This is a genomic window from Psychrobacter sp. PL19, from assembly GCF_017875835.1.
In the GTDB taxonomy this organism is placed as follows: Bacteria; Pseudomonadota; Gammaproteobacteria; order Pseudomonadales; family Moraxellaceae; genus Psychrobacter.
In genome coordinates, this window is the sequence record NZ_JAGING010000001.1 from 37,230 (window position 1) to 62,607 (window position 25,378).

The window sequence follows — 25,378 nt, forward strand, 5'->3', positions numbered from 1 at the left end:
GACAGAGGCTGCGAAAAATTCATAACAGCAGCACTGTATCGTTTTTAAATCAAATTGACTGTATGGATTACTTATTTGCGTCAATGCTATCGATAGCGAATAATCCCATCCCGATGCTCATTACATTTAGCATAACTTCTTATAATAACAAATACATAGCTTAGGTGGCGACCCTGTTATTAATAAAGAAGACAAAAATTTAGTCAGCAGGCAAATTTGCAGGTAAACGGATAGGCCAGCAAACAATAACAGCAAGAATATAATGCTATTCGTTCAAAAAAGTCCGCTTGAAAAAGGCAGTATTTGCAGATGACAGTCATGCATTCGATATTATATCAATAATTAATATGCTTTGATTCTAATGATATCCATGTTTATTTTAGCAAACTTGCGCTTTCTACTGAATGGCCTTATGTTAGTATCACTCAGCCATTAGAAAAACATATTAGCACCAACTTTTAATGATTATTTTTCATTACATTTTATATTTATATTTATATTTATACTTTTAATTTTCATATTTAGTAAGGAACATCCATGACAACTGCTAACCCTACTCGCCACGAAAAACTGATTATTTTAGGCTCAGGCCCTGCCGGCTATTCCGCCGCCGTCTATGCGGCACGTGCGAACCTAAAGCCTGTTATGGTCACCGGTTTAGAAGTAGGTGGACAGCTCACCACCACGACCGAAGTTGATAACTGGCCAGGCGATGCTCATGACTTAACGGGTCCTGCGTTAATGGATCGTATGAAAGCCCATGCCGAGCGTTTTGGTACCGAATTGGTCTATGACCATGTCAACACGGTGGATCTTAGCGAGCGTCCCTTTAAATTGGAGGGCAACAATGGCAGCTATACTTGCGACGCATTGATTATCTCAACTGGTGCCTCTGCCCAGTATTTGGGACTAGAATCAGAACAAAAATTCAAAGGTCTAGGCGTGTCAGCTTGTGCTACTTGTGATGGCTTCTTTTATAAAGACCAAAAAGTGGCGGTTATCGGTGGTGGTAATACTGCCGTTGAAGAAGCGCTATACCTATCTAATATTGCAGCTGAAGTCACTTTAGTACATCGCCGTGATAGCTTGCGCTCAGAAAAAATCCTCCAAGACAAACTGTTCGAAAAAGCCAAAAACGGCAACATTAAAATCGAATGGAATCATAGCGTCGAAGAAGTAGTCGGTGATGATATGGGCGTCAATGGCGTGGTGATTAAGTCTACTGTCGATGGCAGCACCAAGCAGCTAGATGTGTTTGGCGTCTTTATCGCGATTGGACACAAGCCTAATACCGACCTGTTCAGCGGCCAACTAGACATGAAAAATGGCTATATCATTGTCAATAGCGGTCTTAATGGTAACGCTACCCAAACCAGTATTGACGGCGTCTTTGCTGCTGGTGACGTGGCTGATCATGTCTACCGTCAAGCGATCACTTCATCAGGAACTGGCTGTATGGCAGCGCTTGATGCCGAAAAATATCTAGATGCCATCGGTGAAACCCATGCTCAAGATCATACTTACGCGTCGACTTTGACTGCGGACAAAGAAGCTTAAGTGAATGATCCTGCTGAGAATGACCATTCTTTAATCGATACTGATGGTCAACATACTAATGTAGATCATATGACGCCTGAGACCTTAAAAAGTCTTGGGCGTTATGACTTCCCCAATCCTGCCGACGTCGACCCTAATGGTATCGGTGTGGTAGCGGTGGGTGGTGATCTGGCTCCCGAAACTCTGATTTCGGCCTATGCTCAAGGGCTATTCCCCTGGTTTAATGAAGATGAACCTATTGCCTGGTGGTGCCCTGAGCCGCGCTGTGTCATGGTGCCAACTGACTATAAGCCGAGTAAATCACTACGTCGCCAGGCCAAACATGAGCGCTGGCAATTGACCCTTAATCAAGCGTTTGATGACGTTATACGTGCCTGTAGTTTGCCGCGCAGTGACGGGTTACCAGAGGGCGAGCATACCTGGATTCATGATGAGATGATCGAAGCATACACCGAGCTACATGCTCGTGGCTTTGCCCATAGCGTTGAAGTTTGGGATGATGATGGTCAGCTAATTGGTGGTTTGTACGGGCTCAAGATCGGCAGTATCTATTTTGGCGAATCCATGTTTCATCGCGCCTCAAATGCTTCAAAACTAGCATTTTGGGGGTTAATGCGTTTATGCGTACAAAGTAATGTCGCACTGGTCGACTGTCAGTTACCAAATGAGCACTTGATCAGCTTGGGTGCTACAACTCTGCCACGAGCTGATTTTCTGAGCCAATTAGATACCTTAATTGGCAATCGCTCGGTAACATGGCAACCTGACTCTCATCAAGCATGGGCAGTTGCTATGCTAGAATCCCCAGTACCGTGGCAAATACAAAAAAACGAGTCTTAAAATGGGCGATTACCGCACTATTTTATTGTTTTAATTCTTAATTTTTTATTGAATATTAACTTATTCTTCATGCTCACAAGGTTTTACTATGGCACTAGATAGGTCATTTTTGCTGATTGGAGCGCTGGCATCGCAGGCCAATACTACCAAAGACACTGTACGCCATTATGACCAGTTGGGGTTACTAAAATCCCGTAAGCGTCAGGCAGGATCACGTTTGTATACAGAGTTTCATCCCGAATGCATTGAGCGTATTGAATTGATCAAAAGCGCACAGGCCATTGGTTTTACTTTAACTGAAATTAAAGACAGTCTTAATGACTATTATGATGGCCACCTTGACCTCGATGATCAACTAACCGTTACTAAGCAAAAACTTGAACAGGTTAAAAAACAGCAGGCCAATATTAACCTCATGGTTGAGCTACTCGCCGAGCGTATTGCTGTCCTCGAACGTATGAAAACAGACGCTACCTACAAGCACAGTGTTGAGGACTGTAAAGTGCAAACGACACCAACTTCTTAAAAAGAGTTACTCAATATAACTAAGCTGCATAATCAACGCATCTACCGATAACTGATGCAGCTGTTGATAATAGCCTTTGCGTCTATGGATAATCGTAAACCCCTGCTTTTTATATAGCGCTATCGCAGGTGCATTGTCCGCACGGACTTCTAGCAGCAGGCTCTCAACTTCATTGGCTGCCATTGCTTTATTTAGCACTGCAAATAGTTGCGAGGCGATACCCTGACGCTGAAATTGTGGATGGGTACCAATCCGCAGTATTTCGGCTTGCTCAAAGACTATCTGATATAGGCAGTAACCAACGACCTCATCATTAGTTAGATCAGTAGCGGTGATTAGTTTTATGCTGTCTTGGGTAAGTAAGTCAGTAAGCGCCTGGTAAGTCCAGGCATCTTGCGTCTGAACAGCCACTTCAATATCTGCCACTGCTTGGATATTCTTCTGACGTTCAGCGCCATCGTCTAATAGCTTTTTTATACTTAGCATTATCCTTCCTTTATTTTTCTTTTTAAACACCGCTCATTTTTATCAATAAGTCATATTACCATCCTAACGCTTATCGTCGTCCATAAAAAAAGCCGCCCTCAATAAAGAGAGCGACTTTTTGACTAACGGTTTAAATACTACATTCAGTCTTAAACGTTAACGTTAGCAACCACACCAGCGCCTACCGTACGGCCGCCTTCACGAATAGCGAAGCGTAGACCTTTGTCCATAGCGATTGGGTGGATAAGCTCTACGCCCATCTCAACGTTATCACCAGGCATAACCATTTCAGTACCGTCTTGTAACTGGATTGCGCCAGTGACGTCGGTGGTACGGAAGTAGAACTGGGGACGGTAGCCGTTTAGGAATGGGGTGTGACGACCGCCTTCTTCTTTGCTTAGTACGTATACTTCGGCATCAAATTTGGTATGCGGGGTGATTGAGCCTGGTTTGGCCAATACTTGTCCGCGCTGTACGTCTTCACGCTTGGTACCACGTAGCAATACGCCACAGTTTTCGCCTGCACGACCTTCGTCAAGCAGTTTACGGAACATCTCTACACCGGTACAGGTGGTTTTTTGGGTGGCACGGATGCCGACGATTTCAATTTCGTCACCGATTTTGACGATGCCTGATTCGACACGGCCAGTAACGACGGTACCACGACCTGAGATTGAGAAGACGTCTTCGATTGGCATTAAGAATGCTTTGTCGACGTCACGCTCAGGCTCTGGGATGTAGGTGTCTAGGATACCTAGTAGTTCTACAATAGCAGGTTGACCGTACGGACCTTCGTCGCCTTTTAGGGCTTGGGTCGCAGACCCTTTAACGATTGGGGTGTCGTCACCTGGGAAGTCATAGTCGCTAAGTAATTCGCGAACTTCCATTTCTACTAGCTCAAGCAGCTCTTCGTCGTCTACGAGGTCGCATTTGTTCATGAATACGATGATGTATGGTACGCCAACCTGACGTGATAGCAAGATATGCTCACGGGTTTGTGGCATAGGGCCGTCAGTTGCTGATACGACTAAGATTGCGCCGTCCATTTGCGCGGCACCAGTGATCATGTTTTTAACATAATCGGCGTGACCTGGGCAGTCGACGTGTGCGTAATGACGGGCTTCGGTGTCATATTCTACGTGGCTGGTGTTGATGGTAATACCACGGGCTTTTTCTTCAGGGGCTGAGTCAATAGACGCGTAGTCTTTGGCTTCGCCGCCTGAAGTGATAGCGGCTACGGTTGCGATAGCGGCGGTAAGGGTGGTTTTGCCATGGTCAACGTGTCCAATGGTGCCGACGTTGACGTGTGGCTTTTTGCGTTCAAACTTGGCCTTTGCCATGAGTGTTTCCTCTTTATTGGTTGATCATTAATAATTAGCTGTTTGGCGGCTCATGACAGAGTTAAAACCATTAAACCGTTGACGCTAGGGTTAATCTGTTAAATGTTACTTATTAGCTCAGCCATATTATATGGATACTGTGCTAAATTTTTCAATCCATCGCTACGGCAAAACTCAGTAGATCAAAGTATGGTCGTGCATAAAATTAACGTACTGACAACACTAAAAGGCAACACCTCGGTGTTACCTTTGAATAATTACTTGCCGAGTCTGTTTAATTTTTTTCAATATCGGCCAAAAAGTTATAACGATGTCGAATAAGATTGTTATGAATATATTTATAACCAGCTTCTTCAGATCAAGTTCGAACCGAGCATAGGCGACGCAAACTTGAATAATAAATGGAGCTCATATTGAGAATTGAACTCAAGACCTCTCCCTTACCAAGGGAGTGCTCTACCGCTGAGCTATATGAGCATATTTTAGACAACCACTGGGTTATACTAAAAAAAATATCACGAAACAGCGATTAAAACTGGCTGTCGTGATTAATTATTCATTGCTATTTAAAGCTACTATTTGCGATTGGTGCCACATGTATGGAGCGGGTGGCGGGAATCGAACCCGCGTCATTAGCTTGGAAGGCTAAGGTGTTACCATTATACCACACCCGCATAAACTCTACATTGAACTGATTTAGAGTATGTTTGGCGCTATAACAAACTTTAGAAAAATATGGTGGTGGGAGAAGGATTCGAACCTTCGAAGCTTTCGCGACAGATTTACAGTCTGTTGGGTTTGACCGCTCCCCAATCCCACCTTAGGTTGCTCTTGATAAAAGTTACTTTTAATCAAAAAATATATCGAAATTAAAGCAATTCTAAAAAAAGCGACTTTGAGAGATATGGTGCCGACTGCCGGGTTCGAACTGGCGACCTACGCATTACAAGTGCGTTGCTCTACCAACTGAGCTAAGTCGGCTTGTTCTCTCAAAGTGGTGGCTATTCTATCAAATATTTGACAAAGCGCAACCCCTATCCTCGTATTTTTATGATTATTTTAATAAAAAACTTTAAACATCTGATTGTATTACCATTTTTATAAGCATAAAGCGCTGGTATTTTTAACAGTGCCTGCCTATAACTTATACAATCAATTATTCTTAGCGGATACGCAAGCCATCGCAGGCCATTTTCACCGCTTTAACCAAGGCCAAGGCCTTTTTGTTAGTCTCATCCCATTCCGCTTCTGGAACCGAGTCAGCGACCACCCCAGCACCCGCTTGGATATGTATCTTACCACGGCGCATGACTGCGGTTCGAATGGCAATAGCGGTATCCATGTTGCCATGCCAGCCTAGATAACCGACTGAACCACCAAATACCGTACGACGTACGGGTTCAACTTCATCAATAATTTGCATGGCGCGAATTTTGGGTGCCCCTGAGAGCGTGCCTGCTGGAAAGGTTGCACAAAAGACATCCAGCGCGTCTTTATCAGCCAATACCGTACCTTCGACATTGGAGGCGATGTGCATGACTTGTGAGTAGCGCTCAATGAACATTTTTTCCGTGACTTTAACGCTACCGTATTCACAGACACGGCCAATATCATTGCGTCCTAAATCAATCAGCATTAAATGTTCAGCGATTTCTTTTTTGTCAGAGAGCAGCTCTTTTTCAAGCGCTAAATCCTCAGCTTCGTCTTGGCCACGTTTGCGCGTGCCTGCTAATGGACGAACAGTAACCTTACCATTTTCGATGCGAGACAATATCTCAGGAGAAGCCCCGATAATGTCGAAGCGTTTATGATCGTCGAGGGTATAACCGTGGACCAAGAATAGATAAGGGGACGGGTTTAAAAACCGTAACGCACGATATACAGCAAGTGAGTCGCCAGTATAATCAGCAGTCAGACGCTGCGCAGGAACGACTTGCATCACATCCCCTGCTAAAATGTAATCCTTGATTTTATTGACATCAGCACAGTATTTTTTTTGTCCCGTTTGCGACACAAACTTGGGGGTTGGCATAATTGGTGCACTTAAGTCTGGCATTTCAGCAAGCTTGTCTTCGATTTTTTCCAGCTCACGAATCGCGGCTCCGTAGCCATCTTCATCATTGCAGTCAGCATAAACGATGATGGATAAGGTATTTTCTAAATTATCAAAAACAATCACACTCATCGATAGCATCAACCACATATCAGGCAATGACATCGGATTGGGCGCGTCAGACAGCCCGACACTTGGCTCTATAACGCGCACCATGTCATAACCAAAATAACCGACTAGTCCGCCACTAAAAGTTGGTAACGCCGCTATATCGTCTACTGTTGGCATTTTATAACCTGCCATCAGCTTACGGATGTAATCAAACGGATCATCAACCGCATTGATATCAATATGATCGTCTTTTTTAATAGTCATGTTGCCATCTGAATATTGCAAAATTAGATCACTGCCCAAACCAATCATCGAATATCGCGCCCAACGCTCTCCGCCCACTACTGACTCAAATAAGTACGCTGAACCACTCAAGTCCCGTACTTTGGAAAACACAGATACTGGAGTCTGAGCATCCATTAAGCGTTTTTTAATCAGTGGTGCATGACTAAAGCCACGCTTTTCAAAGGCTTGATATTCTTCAAAGGTCATCATAGTAGATAGTCTCTTAGCCCAATGGCAAAAGATGGGAGTTACAGGAAAGATAATGAAAATAGCGCTTCAATATCCTGATGAATATGAGGCGCTATTAGAAAGTGACAAGAGCCGCCGAAAATCAGCAGCTCAGTATAACAAAACTGACTGAGGTTATTATCATTTAGGCTAACTATTCAGTTTGTAAATTAGAATGCGGCCAGTCTTTATGATATCCAGTCTTTATGATATATAATTAAAATACCTTAAAAACGCGACGGCACTGCTGGTATAAGCTTTTTGCAGCCTCTGTCTGTGTAGGCACAGCAAGCAAGAAAAACGTATGCCAGCAGTAAGTTATGTACCGATATTACTTTTCATTGACTATATTACCCTTAAAGTAATACTCATAAGCTGGCTGCATATTTCAGAGATTAGTATTATGTCCAAGCTAGCAGTTAGGCACCGCCCATATTAAATAGCCATAATGCTAAGCCAATGATGACGACAGCGACGAGTACCCAAATAAACCAACCGCCACTAGATTTGGTCTCAACCTGTTCAGCATTAGTAGAATTGTTAGTGGCTTGATCTAGGGCATTGTTGCCTTCAGTACCAATATCACGAGCTCGACCTAAATTAGCCGTGCCTGTTAATTGCCCAGTTGCCGCTTGCCTGGCACGCAATATATCAGGGTCAGCTTCTTCTTGTAATGCAGTCTTGGTAGTTTTATCGTGCTCTGGCGTAACTATTGGCTGTTTATGCGGAGCTGGCTCTTGATGAACCGTCGGCTCTTTCACTAGTGGTTCACTGGTTACTGGCTCATTTACCCCAGTTTCTTTATTTAGTGATTCGTTATTTAGTGATTCGTTATTCAGCGGCTCTGTACTTGCTGGTTCTTTAGAAATATCAGTTGAAATCACTGTCTCCTGCTCGGCTGCCGTACTTGGCATTGATGCTGAACTGATAGTCGGCTCCGACTCTACATCAGCGATGGCCGGTGCTGATGTATTTGAACTACTGGCCGTAGAAGATAGCACCTCTGCTATTATGGTTTCTTTTACCACTGGCTCCTCTGTTTGGCTTGCATCGGTCATGTCTTTTACAGTATCGTCTTTTACAGTATCGTCTTTTTCGCTATCGTCTTTTACAGTATCGGTCATCACGTCATTAGCATTGGCTGTGTTATTTGTAACAACTGGATCAACTGTCGCTGGAGTAACTAAAGCAGTAGGCTCAACTATTGCAATTACCTCAGGCTCAGCAATAGGGCTTATAGCCTTATCCTTAATGACTTCAGCATTAACATTTTCAGCAGCGATAACGCTAGCGGCAGCGGTTTCGCTGTCCTCAACATCCTCACTAATGATTTCGTTGTCAGTGATTTCGTTGTCAGTGATTTCGTTGTCAGTGGCTACGGTAGGTAGAGTATCAACGGTTGTGGGCTCAGGATTCATTGAGTCTTCAACTGGCTGTTCTAAACGAGTAGCAGTATCGAAAGCGGTTGCCATCGGTGCGATAACTTGAAAGGAAAAACTGGCAAATCCCACGGTATCATCAGCTTTTACCTGCTCAGATTTATTACTCTCAATACGTTCTTCGTTAATAAAAGTACCATTCGATGAGTTCAAATCTTTTAGGTATAGCTTGCCGTTTGAGACACTCAGTAACGCGTGATTGCGGGATACTTGCTTGCTACCTAGCACCACATCCTTATCGCTGCCACGACCCACTGACAAACTATCACTAACTGTTAAAGACAGGTCGCCAAGTGCTGCTGTTAAAGCATTCAGTTGCCAAGTATTGGTTTCCGCTGCGGCTACTTCCGTGTCTGCTGTTGTCATATTTCCATTTTCTAAATTGTTCGTCATGCGGTCACTCCTTATTGTTTAATATTTAGTCAACTACAAAAAAATTTTGTCATTAGTTGCTATCTTACTGTTCAAAACGCTCAATAAATCAGCTGACTCTTTTGTCTTAGTAGTTCTATGAAACGATATAGGGACTAGGGACATTGCTTTTATCTAATATTTACTTAGGAATAAAATGAGGCTTGATTATTCCACCCAGCTTCTCATAAGGAATGCTAAGAGCTGGCATACCATAAGCATAGGGACCAATATCATAATGCTGATAACGAATATCAACCCCCTTATCGGTCAAGGTGACGTTATCACTGAGCGTAAAAGGCCAGTTTTTCTCGTAGCCGTCAGCATCCTCATCGACCGTTTTAACCCAGGTTTTATAAGCGTCATACGCCAACGCTTTAAAACGGGCTTTCTTACGTGATTTCTTACGTGCTTGCTTAGCAGGTACTAACATATCTGCAAGTTGAATTTGTGTTTTGCTACTAGGGTCGAATATTAAATATTCGCTATAGGGCATACCATGCGCGCCACCGGTAAAGACATAAGAATCAATTCTAAATAGCTCAAAATCTTGTACATGACCGATATATTCTGGATCTATGGTTAAGCTATAACCCCAGGTGCTGCCCTCTGGTGGGTCGATGAATGAAGCACTGGCAAAATCATCTAATGACTTTTTGACTTGGTTATGATTAATAGGTGGCGCTATCAGTACAGATTTAGTCTGTGCGATATTCGCTGCCACATGATTGATACGCGCATTAACGATGTTATTTATCCAATCATGATTGGTCTTGATATACTTAACCTCGATTTGTGGACAATTATCACGCTCAATACAACGTCCCTGCAACTCTGCAGGTAGCTCATAATCGAGATAGTCACTACTGCTAATAAGGCTACTGGCATTCGCAGGTAAACTTGCTGTACTAAGTAAAACGCCACAACCTAAGGCAGTCAATAAGTGCAACCCGCTGGATTTACTAGGTAGTGACTGAGTCACAGACCGCTTAGTGAAGCAAGATTGAGTTATTATTATCATATGTGCTCTTCGATAAATAGATGACTCTTATTAATATTCTACCGTAACCACTGCAGGGTATTGTTGGAACACTGTTTGTCTTGTTAAGGCGTTTCTATTGCTACAAAATTAGTACCAGCGCGCTATTTACAACAGAAATCATAGACAATAAAAAAGACACGTCTAGCGTGTCTTTTGAAGATAACAATAAATAAGTGTTACAGTCTTGAGATGACAGAAGCACATTTTTGATATTAATGCTCGCGGGTATTACTAAAGGTAATTTCTGGATAACGGTCTTGCATCAGCTGTAAGTTAATGCGTGAAGGGGCAAGATAAGTTAAATAACCACCACCATCAAGCGATAGCTGATCGTGAGCTTTGCGCTTAAATTTGGCTAAAGCGACTTCGTCATCACAATGAATCCAACGTACCGTAGCAATAGACACGGGCTCAAAGGTACACTGTACCTTGTACTCTTCTTTTAGACGATGCGCGACTACTTCAAACTGTAGTACCCCAATCGCACCTAGGACTAAGTCGTTACTAATTTGCGGCATAAAAACTTGCGTGGCACCCTCTTCACTCAGTTGTTTCAAGCCTTTTTGTAAGGCTTTAGATTTGAGTGGATCTCTTAGTACAACGCGGCGAAACAGCTCTGGGGCAAAGTGAGGTATACCGGTAAAGTTGAGTTCTTCGCCTTCGGTGAAACTGTCACCGATAGAGATAGTACCGTGGTTATGTAGACCAATAATATCACCTGGATAGGCCTCTTCTAACGCCGTACGGTCTCCTGCCAAAAAGGTCAACGCATCCGCGATACGCACATCTTTACCAAGACGTACATGCTTCATCTTCATACCTTTTTCGTATTTACCTGAGCACACCCGTAAAAAGGCGATGCGGTCACGATGACGCGGATCCATATTGGCCTGAATCTTAAATACAAAGCCAGTAAAATCAGTCTCGGTAGCTGCAATGTCACGCTCATTGGTAGGATGAGCTTGTGGTGGTGGTGAGTACTTTATCAGCGTATCCAATACCATATTGACCCCAAAGTTGCCTAATGCAGTACCAAATAGCACCGGTGTCATCTCACCCGCCAAGAATGCCTCAACGCTAAAGTCTTCCAGCGCCATTTGTACCAATTCAAGCGACTCTTCAAAGGCAGTAAACATCAGCGCACCCAAGCGCTCACGGATATCAGGATAATCATAACCGTCACGAGTCTCGATATCGACAATCTCGCCACCATGACCTTTTTGATAAAAGTAGGTTTTGTTTTCGGTGAGATGATAGACCCCAATAAAGTCTTGGCCCATACCAATTGGCCAAGTCAAAGGAATACATTTAATTTTTAGTACCGCTTCAATCTCACTTAGTAATTCAAGCGGTTCACGAATTTGACGATCGAGCTTGTTTACAAACGAGATAATCGGTGTATCCCGCATCCGGCAAACTTCCATCAGTTTGATGGTACGTTCTTCGACGCCTTTGGCCCCGTCAACCATCATCAGTGCACTATCGACGGCGGTTAAGGTGCGATAAGTATCTTCACTAAAGTCAGCATGACCGGGAGTATCTAGTAAGTTGACTATGTGCTTTTGATACGGAAACTGCATGACTGAGGTGGTAATGGAAATACCACGCTCTTGCTCCATACTCATCCAATCTGAGGTGGCGTGGCGATCTGTTTTACGGCCTTTGACTTCACCTACTACCTGAATAGCTTGTCCCCATAACAGCAGTTTTTCAGTCATGGTGGTTTTACCCGCATCAGGATGCGAGATGATGGCAAAGGTACGGCGTTTAGCGACTTCGCGGGCAAGCTTAGTTGCTGAGAGCTTGGGGGTTAAAAGTTTGGTATCTGCGCTCATAATGGATAACTTATCATTAAATTTTGGAAGAAAAAGCAAGGTTTAATAAAAGGTATAACAGTAGATGTGAAAGATTTTAGTGTGCATATTGTAGCGGATTTACGGTCAAGATGCTATTTTTGCTAGGCTTTATAAAGAAGGCAGCAACGACGGTAAGCTGATAATATAAGGATCGTATGGCTCTTGTGCTATTGGTAAGGTTTACTTACAAATAGCCACTATATATTTACTAGGGCTGTGTAAAGTTAAACTCATGATTTGTTATGCTAGATAGGTTAAGTACAATTCAAACCCAAATTTTAAAATACCTTAAGCACTCTTTATAAGCCACTCTATAAATTATTTATATAAAAGGACACCTTATGAAAACACTATATTCTACAAAAGCAACAGTTACTGGCGGTCGTACCGGCCATGCGAGCCTCGAAGACAGCAATCTGACCATCAATATGGTTGCACCCGGCTCTAGTGAAGATGGCAACAATCCAGAACAACTATTCGCAATGGGTTATGCAGCTTGCTTTGATGGCGCGCTAGGCGTAGTCAAAAAAATGGAAAAAGCCAGTTTTGGCTCGACCACTGAGGCGAGTGTGTCTTTGCTACAAGGTGATGATCACGACTATAACCTCGCAGTAAAACTTCATATCATTGGTGAAAGCACAGATTTATCTGCGGCTGAGTTCCAAAAAATAGTCGAAAAGGCCAATGAAGTCTGCCCATATTCTAAAGCCACGCACGGTAATATCGATGTTGAAGTGACCTCAGAAGTCAAATAAATACCAAGATAATGAGCAGTAGTCGCTCAAACTAATAAAATATTAAATGCCATTCTAAAGAACCCAGCCAACGCTGGGTTCTTTTTTTATGCCAGTTTTATACTGGTTTTATACCAGTCTGATGTCAGCTTCCTATATTCTTACACATCATAACGGTTCAGCAGTTCGGCACACTCCGATTTTATCGTTATAATAGAGCCATCTTTTTATCTGATAGCTGATAAGTGACCTTTATGACTGAGAATGACCACAACTCACACCTAGCTCTTAATCCTGATACCTTACCAAGTTTTGAGACCATGCCCAATGTGGCGACCATGGATACCAGCCACGTGGATAAAGACAAGCCGCCATTTATCCTGGTCGATGGGTCTTATTATCTGTTTCGTACTTATCATGCCCTACCACCAATGACGACGACTAAAGGTCAGCATACCAACGCTATTCGCGGCACATTAAATGCGCTACTCAAGGTGATGCGCCGCTATCATCCGACCCATATGGCAGTCTGTTTTGATACCCGTGCACCAACTTTTCGCCATCAGTTATCAACAGATTATAAAGCCGCTCGCCCGCCGATGGATATTGAGCTGGCACAACAAATTCCTTATCTTCATAGCTTGGTAAAAGCATTAGGGATTCCGCTATTACGTATTGAAGGCGCAGAAGCCGATGATATTATCGGCACGCTTGCTTACCGGGCGGTTGCCGAAGGTCATCATGTCGTCATCTCCACCGGTGATAAAGATATGGCGCAGCTGGTCAATGGTTGCGTGATTTTAGAGGATAGCTTTACGGGCAAAGTAACCGATAGCCAAGGGGTAGTCGATAAGTTCGGTATTAAGCCAGATCAAATGATCGATTTTCTCACCCTAATGGGCGATTCGTCTGACGGTATCAAAGGCGTACCAGGCATCGGTAAGAAGACGGCAATGGACTTGCTGAATGAATACGGTAATATCGACAATATGCTACAAAACCTCGCCACTATTAAGGGCCGTGGGGCCAAAGGTTTAATCGAACATGCCGATGACATTCCGTTAAATGCACAGCTTGCCACTATCGTTACCGACTTAGACATTGGTCACAATTGGGACGACCTAAAGATCAACACTGACCCTTGTGCCTATATTAATGAGCTGCGCGACTTATATGCTGAGCTTGAATTTAAAAACGAACTGGCCTCACTCGATCATCCAAATCACCCTGCCAATGGCTCACACAGCGTAAAAGACAGTCAAGCAAATGCAGAGTCACAAGCACAAATCGCCAAATCATTGCAATCAACCAGCATTGATAGTGTCAAAGACAGTAAAAATCACGATAAGGCTTGGCATACTATTTTAGACATGCCCGCTTTTGACAGTTTAATTGAACGATTAGAAGCAGCCCCGCACTTTGTTATCGACACTGAAACCACCAGTGTCTATTGGCGTCAAGCTCAGTTGGTCGGACTGTCATTTGCGACCCAAGCGCATGAAGCTTATTACGTTCCGCTCACTCACCGTTTAGAGGGTGATGAGCTGACTGCTAAACAGCTTGATCTTGAGATCGTATTGTCGCGTTTAAAACCCATATTGGAAAATCCAGCTATTGGTAAAATCGGCCAACACCTCAAATATGATGCACACGTTTTAAGTCATTATGATATTAATCTGATTGGTGCCATTCATGCGCCAGTTAATAATAAGCAGCCGCCAAAAAATAACTGGGCCATGGATACCATGCTTGCCAGCTATGTGATTAATGCGGCCATTACCCGGCACGGTATGGACGACTTAGCGCGGTATTATCTACAGACTCAGACCATTACTTTTGAAGATGTCGCGGGTAAAGGCGCGAAGCAAGTCAGCTTTGATCAAGTTGCTATTGATATTGCTAGCGACTACGCCTGTGAAGACGCTGATATTACTTATCAGCTGTTCGATATCTTTAGCAAAAAACTTGCTGATGATGAAAACAACTTTAAGCTGCTACATGAGTTAGAGATTCCAGTGGCCGAAATACTGTGTCAAATGGAAGCACACGGCATCTTAATCAAGCGTCCTTTTTTAAATGAGTTATCAAAGCGCTTCGATGAAGAAATTATCGCCCTAGAGAAACGCGCTTATGACGTGGCTGGTGAAGAATTTAATTTAGGGTCTCCTAAACAGCTGGGGGAAATGCTGTTTGATAAACTGGGCGTCATTGGTGGTAAAAAAACCAAGTCGGGTCAATACTCAACGGGCGAGGCAGTATTGTCTAAGATTGACCACCCACTGGCCGATATTGTCTTGGAATATCGCAGCTTAGCGAAACTTAAAAGTACTTATACCGATGCGCTTGATAATGTTGCCGATGCTGAGACTGATCGCGTTCATACCAGCTATCATCAAGCGCTGACCAGTACTGGCAGATTGTCGTCTACTGACCCCAATTTACAAAACATCCCAATTCGTACCGCAACTGGTCGCCTGATTCGCCAAGCTTTTATTGCGCCAGAAGGTCGAGTTATCTTAGCCGCCGATTACTCGCAAATCGAATTGCGACTCATGGCCCACTTCTCAGGCGATGACACCTTAACCCGTGCCTTTAATGACGGGCTGGATATTCACACTGCCACTGCCGCTGAAGTATTGGGCAAAGCGGTGGATGAGGTCAGCAGCACTGAGCGCCGTAATGCCAAAGCCATTAACTTTGGGCTGTTGTACGGCATGAGCGCTTTTGGACTCGCCAAACAATTACAAATGAGTCGCGGCGAGGCGCAAGACTATATTGATATGTATTTTGCTCGCTATCCAAGCGTCAAAGAATATATGATAAATACCCGTGCTAGTGCCCATGAAAAAGGCTATGTCGAAACCCTGCTAGGTCGTAAGCTATACACGCCTGACATCAATCATAGTAACCGGATGGTCAAGCAAGCGGCTGAACGGGCGGCCATTAACGCCCCACTACAGGGCTCAGCCGCAGATATTATCAAGCTGGCTATGATCGCCGTCGATAAAGTACTGCCAAAGGCGCAGGCGAAGATGCTACTGCAAGTCCATGATGAGTTGGTGTTTGAGGTTGATAGCGATAAGGCTAACGAGATTAGCCAGCTGGTCAAAAATGCCATGCAAGATGTGTTGCTGACGACAGCAGCAGAAAAAGGCTGGCAAGTTGATTTTGCTGTACCATTATTGGTTGAGACCGATATTGGTAGCAATTGGGATGAGGCGCACTAATAGCGAGATAGCGCTACCTTCAAGGCCAAAGTAGCACTGAAGCAGGGCTAAAGATTTGAACTGTCGTTAAGATATTCTGCTTTATCAAGCATTACGAGGATGTAGTGCCGGTTAGTTTATGAGGAACTGCTGAGCCTTAAAATAACATAAAGTGCCACTAAGTAAAAAACTGGGCGTGAGTATTGATCATTGAGTATTGATAATGACCCAATAACATCCACGTAACATCAGTATCAAGGCTTAACCTTTGAAAAATTGATTAGTACGATATAATCGCTTATGGTGAGGCCAATATTTTTTATTGGCTTTCCCTTGTCGGCGTGGTTTAGATTAAGCAGTAGTAAACTGCGAAGGTCAGCAATATAATAGACGAATGTTAAGTAAATCTGCTCCACAAGGATGACTTACAATTTAGGGTGAGTCTTTGGGCTCATTTTTTTAGTCTTTATTTTATTTACCAGGAGATTCCCATTTTTACTGAAAATGGCGTCATCGAAATTATTGAGACAATGGTCTTAGTGCTGTGCATACTGCGTTGTGTGCAATATGCAGTACAAAGCCGCCTCAAACAGGGGCGATGTTTTTGGCTTGCATCCGTTTTAGTATTCTTTAGTGTTATTCGAAGAGAGTTGAGCCATTTATCAGACTCAATGGTACCACCCGACTTTATATTTTTAGGTTATTCATACGATTGGTGGGAAGATATGGTTCTCTTAGTCATCATCGTTGTTATGCTTGGCTTATTGGCTTACTCATGGCGTTATTTTTGGAGCGTTTTAAAGAACACTTCTAAATTCCTATACCTTAGCGTTATAGTCTTAGCCCTCATTCAATATATGGGAGAAAATGCCATTATATTCCCCTATTCCTTGGGTATCATCATCGAAGAACTGGCTGAAAATATAATCTATATTGTCGCTTTGATTTATTTGTGGACCTTTACATTAGCGGATTTTGAAAGGCGAGTAATAGGCATTTCAGTCGACAAATAAGAGGGCTGTTGGGGTGCTGCTGTAATAGGAGCACTCGAACTATCGCTACTACTACCCTTATTTTCTCTAAATCAGGTGAACCAACATTAGCAAATAGTAGAAGGATGTTGTCATCTGGCCCCGCACCTCTACCTAATCATTATTAATAATGATTAATAACTATCAAGTGAGCTATTATGAATCTATTAATCACCGGCGCATCACGCGGTATTGGCCTCGCCACTGCCAAAAGACTAGTCGCAAAAGGTCATAGCGTTGGTCTTTTTGATATTGACACTGCTGAGCTTGAGCGGGCGCTTAATGATAAAGTATTTAAAAAAGCACTGAAACAGAAGCGTATTGTCCACGGTCATCTCGATGTTACTGAGCCTGAAGCATGGGATACGGCTATTGAGCATATGGTTGAGAGCTTTGGGGGTATCGACACCTTAATTAATAATGCCGGCATACTAAATAGCGGTGTACTACCAACGACTGATTTAGACAAGCAATTATCCTTGATTGATATCAACTGTAAAGGGGTACTTATTGGCTGTCACAAGCTAGCCCCTTATTTAGCAGATGCCAAAAACGGTAAAATTATTAACCTATCCTCCGCTTCTGCCATTTATGGTCAGTCTGAAATTGCGACTTATTCTGCCAGTAAGTTCTTCGTACGTGGGCTAACTGAAGCTCTAAATATTGAATACGCTGAACTTGGTATTAAGGTCATCGATGTCATGCCGCTATGGGTCAAAACGGATATGACCAAAGACGTGACTATCGAAAGTATCAAACGCTTGGGCGTCAACTTAACCGTTGAAGATGTTGCTAAGACCATGTGTAAACTCAGCTGTCGTCCCAACCGAAAATTGTCACGGACTCATTACCCTATTGGCATGCCAGCAAAAGTATTACAAAATCTATCACAAATCGCACCCGATTCACTGCTACGCTGGGTCAACAGTAGAGTCGGTGCGAAAGAAATAATAAAGTAAAATAGAAAAGGATTCTCTAATTTAAGAAATAAAATTGTTTTTAACTACAACACCAAGGAATTATTTATGGATAACTCAAAAACGCCCCTCCCTAAAGAGATGGATCGTATTGACGGCGATGACAATCAGCAAGTCGATTTGGACAACCCAATGCTGCATACCATAGACAATGATGACGTGATTGATAACAGTGCAGGGTTTGATAACTCACAGGCAGGTAGTGATGCTACCCAAGGTCTCACTCCAATGCATCGACAAAATATCGATGAATCGAGCGCTGAAAACCTATTGGTCCAAGACAACTTAGATGACAGTGACTATCCTACTATTGTTGATATTGCAGATAAAGATGCAGCAGAACACAGTGATATTGAAGATCTATAAACCAACAACCTACTATCAGCATCAAGCTTAATACTGGCATCAGGGTGGCAAAAAAATACCGGACATAATGTCCGGTACTGCTACTGCTTAATAATTGGTGATTAGTGATTAGTGATTGACTATAGTTAGAATGGTTTATGCCCAACCATCTAATGTGCCTGCCCAACCTTTTACCAATGGTGCACTCATGGCTTCTAATAAGTCTATGTGTGCTTCATCTGCGTTAAGTGCTGGGATATAGTGATACTCCTCGCCGCCCGCTTCAATGAAGTTTTCACGGTTTTCAATCGCTAATTCTTCTAAAGTTTCTAGACAATCAGATGAGAAAGCAGGGCTGAGAATTTGGACTGATTTTACCCCAGACTTGGCCCATTCATCTAGTATGACGTCAGTATAAGGCTTGACCCATTCTTGCTTACCAAAGCGTGACTGGAAACTAATAATCCATTCATCTTCATTGAGTCCTAGCTCATGTGCCACTTGCGCGGCGGTACATTTACAACGTCTAGGATACGGATCGCCTTTGTCCATATACGGCTGCGGAATACCATGAAAGCTAAACATCAACTTGTCAGGTTTACCATTTACTGCTTGGAAGCGGCGAATGCTATCTGCTAAAGCCTTAATATATAGCGGATGGGCAAAGTAGTCTTTCACTATCGTAATGTTGGGCAAGTTACGCTGTTTGAGCGTCCATTTAGTAATCGCATCATAGACGGCACCCGTTGAGGTTGCTGAATACTGTGGAAATAAGGGTAACATCACAAAGTGATCAACACCCTCAGCACGTAGCTTGTCCATAACTTCAGGCAAACCCGGATTACCATAGCTCATCGCCGCATGGACGGACACACGAAATGGCTCCGCATGCTCAGCCAATCGCGGCTGCAACATCTCAACTTGTTGATTGAGAATTTTGCGCATCGGCGAATCGCCATCCCAAATACTGGCATAAGCTTTTGCCACGCGCTTAGGACGATTGGGCAACACGAATAAATTGAGAATAACCGCCCATACAAGCTTAGGAAGCTCGATTACCCGTTGGTCTGATAAAAACTGACGTAGATAACGCCTTACCGCAGGTGCAGTTGGCTCGTCAGGTGTACCAAGATTGATTAATAAGACGGCAATACGTGGAGGTAAGTCAGGTTTCATAGCGGCAAATCTTATAAGTAGTTATGAGAAATGGGGAATAAAGAGATCTATTATGTTATTCAGTATATTATTAAAATAGAGAAATAGGTTAAGAACTTAAGTGACTTTCTGTTAAGTCACAGTTAATAGCTACCAAATATTGTTAAAATATAATAATTAGATTATAGAAGAAACGCTGGTTAAATAATACGACTATTAAGCCCCTTTAGTGTAGCATCTTATGAGGCAACAAGCGCCTCGCAAAAGACGCAGTCCGTTAATTAATTGTGCCTCAAAATAACAAATGAAATGATTTTGAAGGCATATCGTAGAACAATTATTTGGGTATTGTAGAATAGACTGGCGCGAAGGTTGTACTCATACGCGCATCGCCATACAATAGGCGAGCAGAGCTTTAGGGTATATTGCCGTTTTGCTTTTGCTTTTGCTTTTATTTTTATTTTTATTTTTATTTTTATTTTTATTGATGACTGTTGTTTTGCGAGGTAGCCTTGAACGCACGTCCTGATATTACCAGTGACCACTCCACCAATGATAGCTCTAATTCAGCCGGCTCAGGTGATTCTGCTGATTCGTCTGGCTTAATCGGCTCAGTCGGTATAGTCACACCCCAAACTTTTCACTTTGCTGAGCCGTTGACTTTAGAATGCAACCGTACGCTGCCCTCGTTTGATTTGATAGTAGAGACGTATGGCACGCTAAATAGCGACCATTCGAACGCAATATTGATTTGCCATGCCTTGTCTGGTAGCCATCATGCCGCTGGCTTCTACAGTAGCGATGACAAAAAAGCAGGTTGGTGGGACAATATGATTGGACCAAATAAAGCCATCGATACCAACCAGTTTTTTGTGGTTTGTGTCAACAATATTGGCAGCTGCTTTGGTTCTACTGGTCCGACCACGATTAATCCAGATAGCATTAACACCGATAGCGTTAATACCGACAGCACTAAAAAGGGCCACACCCCGCTCCCTTATGGTCCCGACTTTCCCTTAATAACGATTAAAGACTGGGTCAAAACGCAGGCGATGTTATCAGATCGCTTAGATATTAAGGTCTGGCATGCCATCGTTGGTGGTTCGATGGGTGGTATGCAGGCGCTGCAATGGGCGGTGGATTATCCAAACCGGCTTAAGCGCTGCGTGGTTATTGCTTGTACCCCTAAACTATCGGCACAGAATATTGCCTTTAATGAAGTCGCACGGCAGTCTATTTTATCTGATCCTGACTTTAAAGATGGACGCTATCTACAAGCGGGTACTTATCCACGGCGCGGTCTCATCCTAGCGCGAATGGTCGGCCATATTACCTATTTGACCGATGATGCGATGAAGGCAAAGTTCGGTCGCGATCTTAAGTCGGGCAAGTTTATGTATGGCTATGATGTGGAGTTTCAGGTTGAGAGTTATTTGCGCTATCAAGGCGAACGCTTTAGCGAAAACTTCGATGCCAATACTTATCTATTAATGACCAAAGCTTTAGATTATTTTGATCCCACGCGCGATTATCCAAGTGAATCAGCTGAGCTATCGCCAGCAAAACGATCAGCACAACAATCAACACAACAATCAACACTAACCGAAGAAAAAATAGCAAAATCATCAGTATCGTCATGGGCAGAGTCATCAGAAGCTATTGGCCATAACACTGATAGTGAATATGATACTGCCACAACCAGTATGAATGATGACCAGGATTACAGCCACCATGAGCTCACCGCCTTGAAGGCTGCATTTGCCCACACCCAATGCCAATATTTGGTGGTGTCATTTACTACCGATTGGCGCTTTGCACCGGAGCGTTCCCAAGAGATTGTCAACGCCCTCATGGCGACCGGCAAGCCAGTCAGCTATATTAATGTTGATGCGCCGCACGGTCACGATTCGTTTTTGTTCGATATTCCACGCTATATGGGCGCGGTTAGAGGCTTTTTAACAGCGCCATTTATTACCGATAGCCGCCAAGCAACAGGAGAGCGCTCATGAGAATGGATTATCAATTGGCCGAGCGTTGGATTGCCCCGCAGTCACATGTGCTGGACTTGGGCTGTGGTAATGGCGAGCTGCTCGCGCACTTGCAAAAAAATAGCGGCGTCACTGGCTACGGATTGGAGATTGACGAGGAAAAGATTAATGATGGTATTGCTAAGGGACTATCTATCATTGAACAAGACCTTAATGACGGTCTAGAGCGCTTCGCTGATAACAGCTTTGATACCGTGATAATGGCGCGCGCGCTACAAGCAGTCAAGGCGCCTGATGTACTACTGCTCGATATGCTACGAGTGGCACGCGAAGCCGTTATCACTTTCCCTAATTTTGCCCATTGGCAAAACCGTGTTCATTTGGGGCTCAAAGGCATAATGCCGGTTTCAGAAGCGTTGCCCTATGAGTGGTATAACACCCCAAATATCCATTTGTGTACCTTTAAAGATTTTGAAAAGCTATGTGCACAGCATGACATTCATATTATTAATCGCTTCGCTGTGAGTGACTCTGATAAAGGTCATTCGCCTCTAATGACGGCATTGATACGGCAAGCGCCTAATTTATTAGCAGATGTGGCGATTTATCGGGTTACTAAGCGCAGATCGACTTAACATTATTTTTCGCTGAGCGGTGGTTGCTATTGCGTTTTAAATCCAGCTTGAAATAGGATTTGGATGTAGTGAATACTTTACTTATTCTTCGCTTGACATGCAATTTTTATCACCACTTCGTAACTACATGATTTTGTTACTGACTATATTGGTGACACCGATGTCAAACTGGGTAATTAGTATTTGAGTTTCGTAAGTTTGGGTGGTAAGCTAGCAAAGTGTTGTCAAAGACGCCCTTATTACAACCACTTATCTGTTGAGTTAGCGTAAAATACTTTAAAACTGCTAATACTTAGGTAAGTTAATATTGCAACGCCTGACTTAATGGTTATTGCCATATAAAAACCTTATTTTTATGGTGTAACTTTATCCATTGCTTATCGACTGCCTAATTTTGGAGCTGCTATGAAATTATTAAAAGCTGCCTTGTTCACTGCCCTATTTTCTTGTGCTGGACTAGCAAACGCTGAATTAACCGCCAATATACCGCTTGATACCTCACGTTTTGAGCTTATGCCAGTCAGTGAGTTGTCCGCCCGCGCCGCCCAAGGTAGCGATCATGCACAGTTTTATCTAGCCAAGCGCTTACAAAAAGGCCAAGGTATCGCTCAAAATACTCAGCAAGCGATTCAGTGGTATACCAAAGCTGCACAACAAGGCGTCGCTCCTGCCCAGCTTAACCTTGCTATCATGTATTTGCGCGGTGAAGGCGTCAAGCCAAACTTACAACAAGCTCGTGTTTGGTTAGAAAAAGCTGCGATGCGCGGTGATAACCGTGCCAGCTATACGCTTGCATTGTTGGATGAAAAGCAAAAGAATCTAGTTGATGCCTATAAATGGTATGACCTGGCTGCCCGTGATGGTATGTTAGACGAAAAAGTACGTAGCAAAGCTCGTGGCAAAATTGGTCAATTGGCATTGAACTTGTCAAGCTCAGACATCGCCAACGCTCGTAGCCAAGCAGATCGTTGGTTTCAGAGTAAGTAAGTTAGATAAGTCAGTAAGTAAGATGCAGTCTTAGCTTAATGGTAAAAAATCCAGCTTATTTGCTGGATTTTTTTATTGCCTGTTTTTAATAACTTTGATTTCACTAGGTTATAAAGTTGATTCAATATAGGAAAGAGTGACTTGTGGCCACGTGCTAATAGCATAAACTTTTCTTACGTGCTGTTCGCAGGCGTGACAGAGGCTGCAAAAAATTCATCCTAATAGTACTGCGCTATTGCTAGACAGAAGTAATTACAATTCCATGAAGAGTTCCATAAAGTTTTTTAATCCTCATAAAACATTCAAAAATGAGGCTTAATTTGCTACACTGCGCCAGCATTTGGCCAATTCCACATTTATGCCAATGTTATTGACCCTTCTTTAAATAAAGAAACCTTTTTAACCCGATGCACTAGGTTTACGACTTAGCCAGCAGGAGAGAGTAATGAGTAGTACCCAAGTAAATACGCCAGCCAAAGTGGCTAGCACACCTACCCATGCCACCGAATACGACAGCGAAACCAATAACATTGTAGTCGCTGCGCTTTATAAATTCACGCGCTGGGCTGACTTTAAGCAATACCGCGAGCCCCTCTTAAACACTATGCTCAATAGTGAAGTGAAGGGTACCTTATTAATCGCGGCTGAAGGGGTTAACGGTACGATTTCTGGTACCCGTCAAGGGGTTGATAATGTCCTTGACTACCTACGTACTATTGAAGCGATTGGTAGCCTGCTGTCCAAAGAATCCTATACTGATGAGCAGCCCTTTTATCGCACCAAAGTGAAGCTGAAAAAAGAAATCGTCACCATGGGCGTGGAGAATATTGACCCGCTACAATCAGCTGGCCGCTATGTCAAGCCAAGCGATTGGAACGCACTGATCTCAGATCCTGAAGTGCTTCTTATCGATACCCGTAATGATTATGAAGTACAAATTGGCACCTTTCAAAATGCGGTCAATCCGAAAACAGAAACCTTCCGTGAGTTCCCAGACTATGTCGCAAAAGAGCTGGATCCCAGCAAGCATAAAAAAGTGGCGATGTTCTGCACTGGCGGTATTCGCTGTGAGAAGTCAACGGCATTTATGCGCCAACAAGGCTTTGAAGAAGTCTACCACTTAGAGGGTGGCATCCTAAAATACCTAGAAGAAGTCCCTAGCGATGAGTCCATGTGGCAAGGCGACTGCTTCGTTTTTGATAACCGGGTTTCGGTCAATCACAACCTAGAAAAGGGTGAGTACGAGCAATGCTTTGCTTGCCGTATGCCTATCACAGCAGCGGATCAACAAAGCGCCGCTTATATCAAAGGTGAGTCCTGCCCACATTGTATTGGTAAAGCCACTGACGAGCAAAAGGCACGGTTTCGCGAGCGTGAGCGTCAAATGCATTTCGCGATAAAACGTGGTGAAGTACATATTGGTGGTGAAGTGATTGATGTCATTGAAAAACGCAAAGCGGCTAAGACTGAAGCTCGCCGCAAAGCGGATGCTAAATCAAGGTAGCTTACGAGACATTACAATTGCTATGGATATTTTTGAGCAACTTTGAAGGTTTGCGAATCATAGAGTCAAGCGCGCTTTAGCCCATTGCTATGGTCACAGTGCTTAACTGAACCCTAATTATAAACTACCACCCATAAAAAAGAGCCGCGCTATAAATAAATAGAGCGGCTCTTTTTTATGTTCACTTACTCAGTAGTGCTTAGCTACCACGATAGGTGCTATAGCCGTATGGAGATAAAGTGATTGGTACATGGTAATGGTTATCACCTTTGACGTTAAAGTTCACTTCAACATAGGGGTAAAATGATTCCAAACCTTGATTACGGAAGTATGGCGTGGTTTCAAAGATAAGCTTATAAGTACCGTCATTATCAATATTACCTTCGTTCGGTAAAAATTCACCGATACGACCATTTGCTCCAGTCTTCTGGGTATCTAACAACTTCCAACTGCCATTAATTTGCTGCTGCATCAAACGGACATTCACGTCTGGTGCAGGCTTGCCAGTGCTAATATCGAGAATATGGCTCGACAGTTGATAAGCATCTTGGTCAGCAGCATAGCTGGCAGTCGCAGTCATGGCCAATGCGCCACCGAGTGCTGCTGCTTTCATTATATTCATTTTCATAAAACGTCCTTTAA

General features: G+C 43.4%; 20 protein-coding genes and 4 tRNA genes. 12 read left to right on the forward strand and 12 right to left on the reverse strand.

Annotation, left to right across the window (positions count from 1 at the left end; translation table 11 throughout):
* The first annotated feature begins 537 nt into the window (after positions 1–537).
* From trxB to H4W00_RS00145, 3 genes are all read left to right on the forward strand, one after another.
* On the forward strand, positions 538–1,557 hold the full coding sequence (trxB, locus tag H4W00_RS00135) for a thioredoxin-disulfide reductase (protein WP_209955293.1): 1,020 nt from the start codon (positions 538–540) through the stop codon (positions 1,555–1,557).
* A 69-nt stretch (positions 1,558–1,626) separates the two neighbouring features.
* A complete protein-coding gene (gene aat, locus H4W00_RS00140; protein WP_209958745.1) occupies positions 1,627–2,397 on the forward strand; it encodes a leucyl/phenylalanyl-tRNA--protein transferase in 771 nt (256 codons plus the stop codon).
* Between the two features lie 88 nt (positions 2,398–2,485).
* Positions 2,486–2,923, forward strand: a complete 438-nt coding sequence (locus tag H4W00_RS00145) for a MerR family transcriptional regulator (RefSeq protein ID WP_209955295.1) — start codon at positions 2,486–2,488, stop codon at positions 2,921–2,923.
* Positions 2,924–2,929: 6 nt separating this feature from the next.
* On the opposite strand, the gene rimI is transcribed toward H4W00_RS00145, so the two are convergent.
* The 10 genes from rimI to H4W00_RS00195 all read right to left on the reverse strand — a co-directional run bounded on the left by rimI (position 2,930) and on the right by H4W00_RS00195 (position 12,153).
* Positions 2,930–3,409: a ribosomal protein S18-alanine N-acetyltransferase gene (gene rimI, locus H4W00_RS00150; RefSeq protein WP_209955297.1), complete on the reverse strand. Its 480-nt coding sequence runs from the start codon at positions 3,407–3,409 to the stop codon at positions 2,930–2,932.
* Positions 3,410–3,558: 149 nt separating this feature from the next.
* Positions 3,559–4,749 (reverse strand): elongation factor Tu, encoded by a 1,191-nt coding sequence (tuf, locus tag H4W00_RS00155; protein ID WP_209955299.1) that lies wholly within the window; start codon positions 4,747–4,749, stop codon positions 3,559–3,561.
* 402 nt (positions 4,750–5,151) lie between these two features.
* Positions 5,152–5,226: transfer RNA gene (locus tag H4W00_RS00160), tRNA-Thr, on the reverse strand.
* Between the two features lie 123 nt (positions 5,227–5,349).
* Positions 5,350–5,423: transfer RNA gene (locus H4W00_RS00165), tRNA-Gly, on the reverse strand.
* A gap of 62 nt (positions 5,424–5,485) precedes the next feature.
* Positions 5,486–5,569: transfer RNA gene (locus H4W00_RS00170), tRNA-Tyr, on the reverse strand.
* Between the two features lie 85 nt (positions 5,570–5,654).
* Positions 5,655–5,730: transfer RNA gene (locus H4W00_RS00175), tRNA-Thr, on the reverse strand.
* A gap of 181 nt (positions 5,731–5,911) precedes the next feature.
* Positions 5,912–7,408 (reverse strand): anthranilate synthase component I, encoded by a 1,497-nt coding sequence (gene trpE / locus H4W00_RS00180; protein WP_209955301.1) that lies wholly within the window; start codon positions 7,406–7,408, stop codon positions 5,912–5,914.
* A 437-nt stretch (positions 7,409–7,845) separates the two neighbouring features.
* Positions 7,846–9,258, reverse strand: coding sequence for an FHA domain-containing protein (locus H4W00_RS00185; RefSeq protein ID WP_209955303.1), 1,413 nt, complete (start codon positions 9,256–9,258; stop codon positions 7,846–7,848).
* A gap of 160 nt (positions 9,259–9,418) precedes the next feature.
* Positions 9,419–10,258 carry an RsiV family protein gene (locus H4W00_RS00190; RefSeq protein ID WP_334684825.1) on the reverse strand — a complete coding sequence of 280 codons (840 nt, stop codon included), beginning with the start codon at positions 10,256–10,258 and terminating at the stop codon, positions 9,419–9,421.
* Between the two features lie 272 nt (positions 10,259–10,530).
* A complete protein-coding gene (locus H4W00_RS00195) occupies positions 10,531–12,153 on the reverse strand; it encodes a peptide chain release factor 3 (protein ID WP_209955307.1) in 1,623 nt (540 codons plus the stop codon).
* Between the two features lie 362 nt (positions 12,154–12,515).
* Between H4W00_RS00195 and H4W00_RS00200 the strand changes: the two genes are divergently transcribed.
* From H4W00_RS00200 to H4W00_RS00220, 5 genes are all read left to right on the forward strand, one after another.
* On the forward strand, positions 12,516–12,929 hold the full coding sequence (locus tag H4W00_RS00200; RefSeq protein WP_209955310.1) for an organic hydroperoxide resistance protein: 414 nt from the start codon (positions 12,516–12,518) through the stop codon (positions 12,927–12,929).
* A 317-nt stretch (positions 12,930–13,246) separates the two neighbouring features.
* Positions 13,247–16,135 (forward strand): DNA polymerase I, encoded by a 2,889-nt coding sequence (gene polA / locus H4W00_RS00205; RefSeq protein WP_442966450.1) that lies wholly within the window; start codon positions 13,247–13,249, stop codon positions 16,133–16,135.
* A 416-nt stretch (positions 16,136–16,551) separates the two neighbouring features.
* A complete protein-coding gene (locus H4W00_RS00210; RefSeq protein WP_327192773.1) occupies positions 16,552–17,127 on the forward strand; it encodes a hypothetical protein in 576 nt (191 codons plus the stop codon).
* Positions 17,128–17,303: 176 nt separating this feature from the next.
* Positions 17,304–18,104 (forward strand): SDR family oxidoreductase, encoded by an 801-nt coding sequence (locus tag H4W00_RS00215; RefSeq protein WP_209955314.1) that lies wholly within the window; start codon positions 17,304–17,306, stop codon positions 18,102–18,104.
* Between the two features lie 66 nt (positions 18,105–18,170).
* Complete coding sequence (locus H4W00_RS00220; protein WP_209955316.1) at positions 18,171–18,488, forward strand: hypothetical protein; 318 nt, start codon at positions 18,171–18,173, stop codon at positions 18,486–18,488.
* A gap of 135 nt (positions 18,489–18,623) precedes the next feature.
* Here the strand turns inward: H4W00_RS00220 and hemH are convergent, their stop codons facing one another.
* Positions 18,624–19,643 carry a ferrochelatase gene (hemH, locus tag H4W00_RS00225; protein ID WP_209955318.1) on the reverse strand — a complete coding sequence of 340 codons (1,020 nt, stop codon included), beginning with the start codon at positions 19,641–19,643 and terminating at the stop codon, positions 18,624–18,626.
* A gap of 584 nt (positions 19,644–20,227) precedes the next feature.
* Between hemH and metX the strand changes: the two genes are divergently transcribed.
* From metX to trhO, 4 genes are all read left to right on the forward strand, one after another.
* Positions 20,228–21,631, forward strand: coding sequence for a homoserine O-acetyltransferase MetX (metX, locus tag H4W00_RS00230; RefSeq protein ID WP_334684977.1), 1,404 nt, complete (start codon positions 20,228–20,230; stop codon positions 21,629–21,631).
* Positions 21,628–22,245, forward strand: a complete 618-nt coding sequence (metW, locus tag H4W00_RS00235; RefSeq protein WP_209955322.1) for a methionine biosynthesis protein MetW — start codon at positions 21,628–21,630, stop codon at positions 22,243–22,245. The genes metX and metW overlap by 4 nt, the downstream gene beginning before the upstream one ends.
* Before the next feature lie 405 nt (positions 22,246–22,650).
* On the forward strand, positions 22,651–23,232 hold the full coding sequence (locus H4W00_RS00240) for a tetratricopeptide repeat protein (protein ID WP_209955324.1): 582 nt from the start codon (positions 22,651–22,653) through the stop codon (positions 23,230–23,232).
* 445 nt (positions 23,233–23,677) lie between these two features.
* Entirely contained in the window at positions 23,678–24,736 is a 1,059-nt protein-coding gene (gene trhO / locus H4W00_RS00245) for an oxygen-dependent tRNA uridine(34) hydroxylase TrhO (RefSeq protein WP_209955326.1), read from the forward strand.
* Between the two features lie 199 nt (positions 24,737–24,935).
* On the opposite strand, the gene uraH is transcribed toward trhO, so the two are convergent.
* On the reverse strand, positions 24,936–25,364 hold the full coding sequence (uraH, locus tag H4W00_RS00250; protein ID WP_209955329.1) for a hydroxyisourate hydrolase: 429 nt from the start codon (positions 25,362–25,364) through the stop codon (positions 24,936–24,938).
* Positions 25,365–25,378 lie beyond the last annotated feature (14 nt).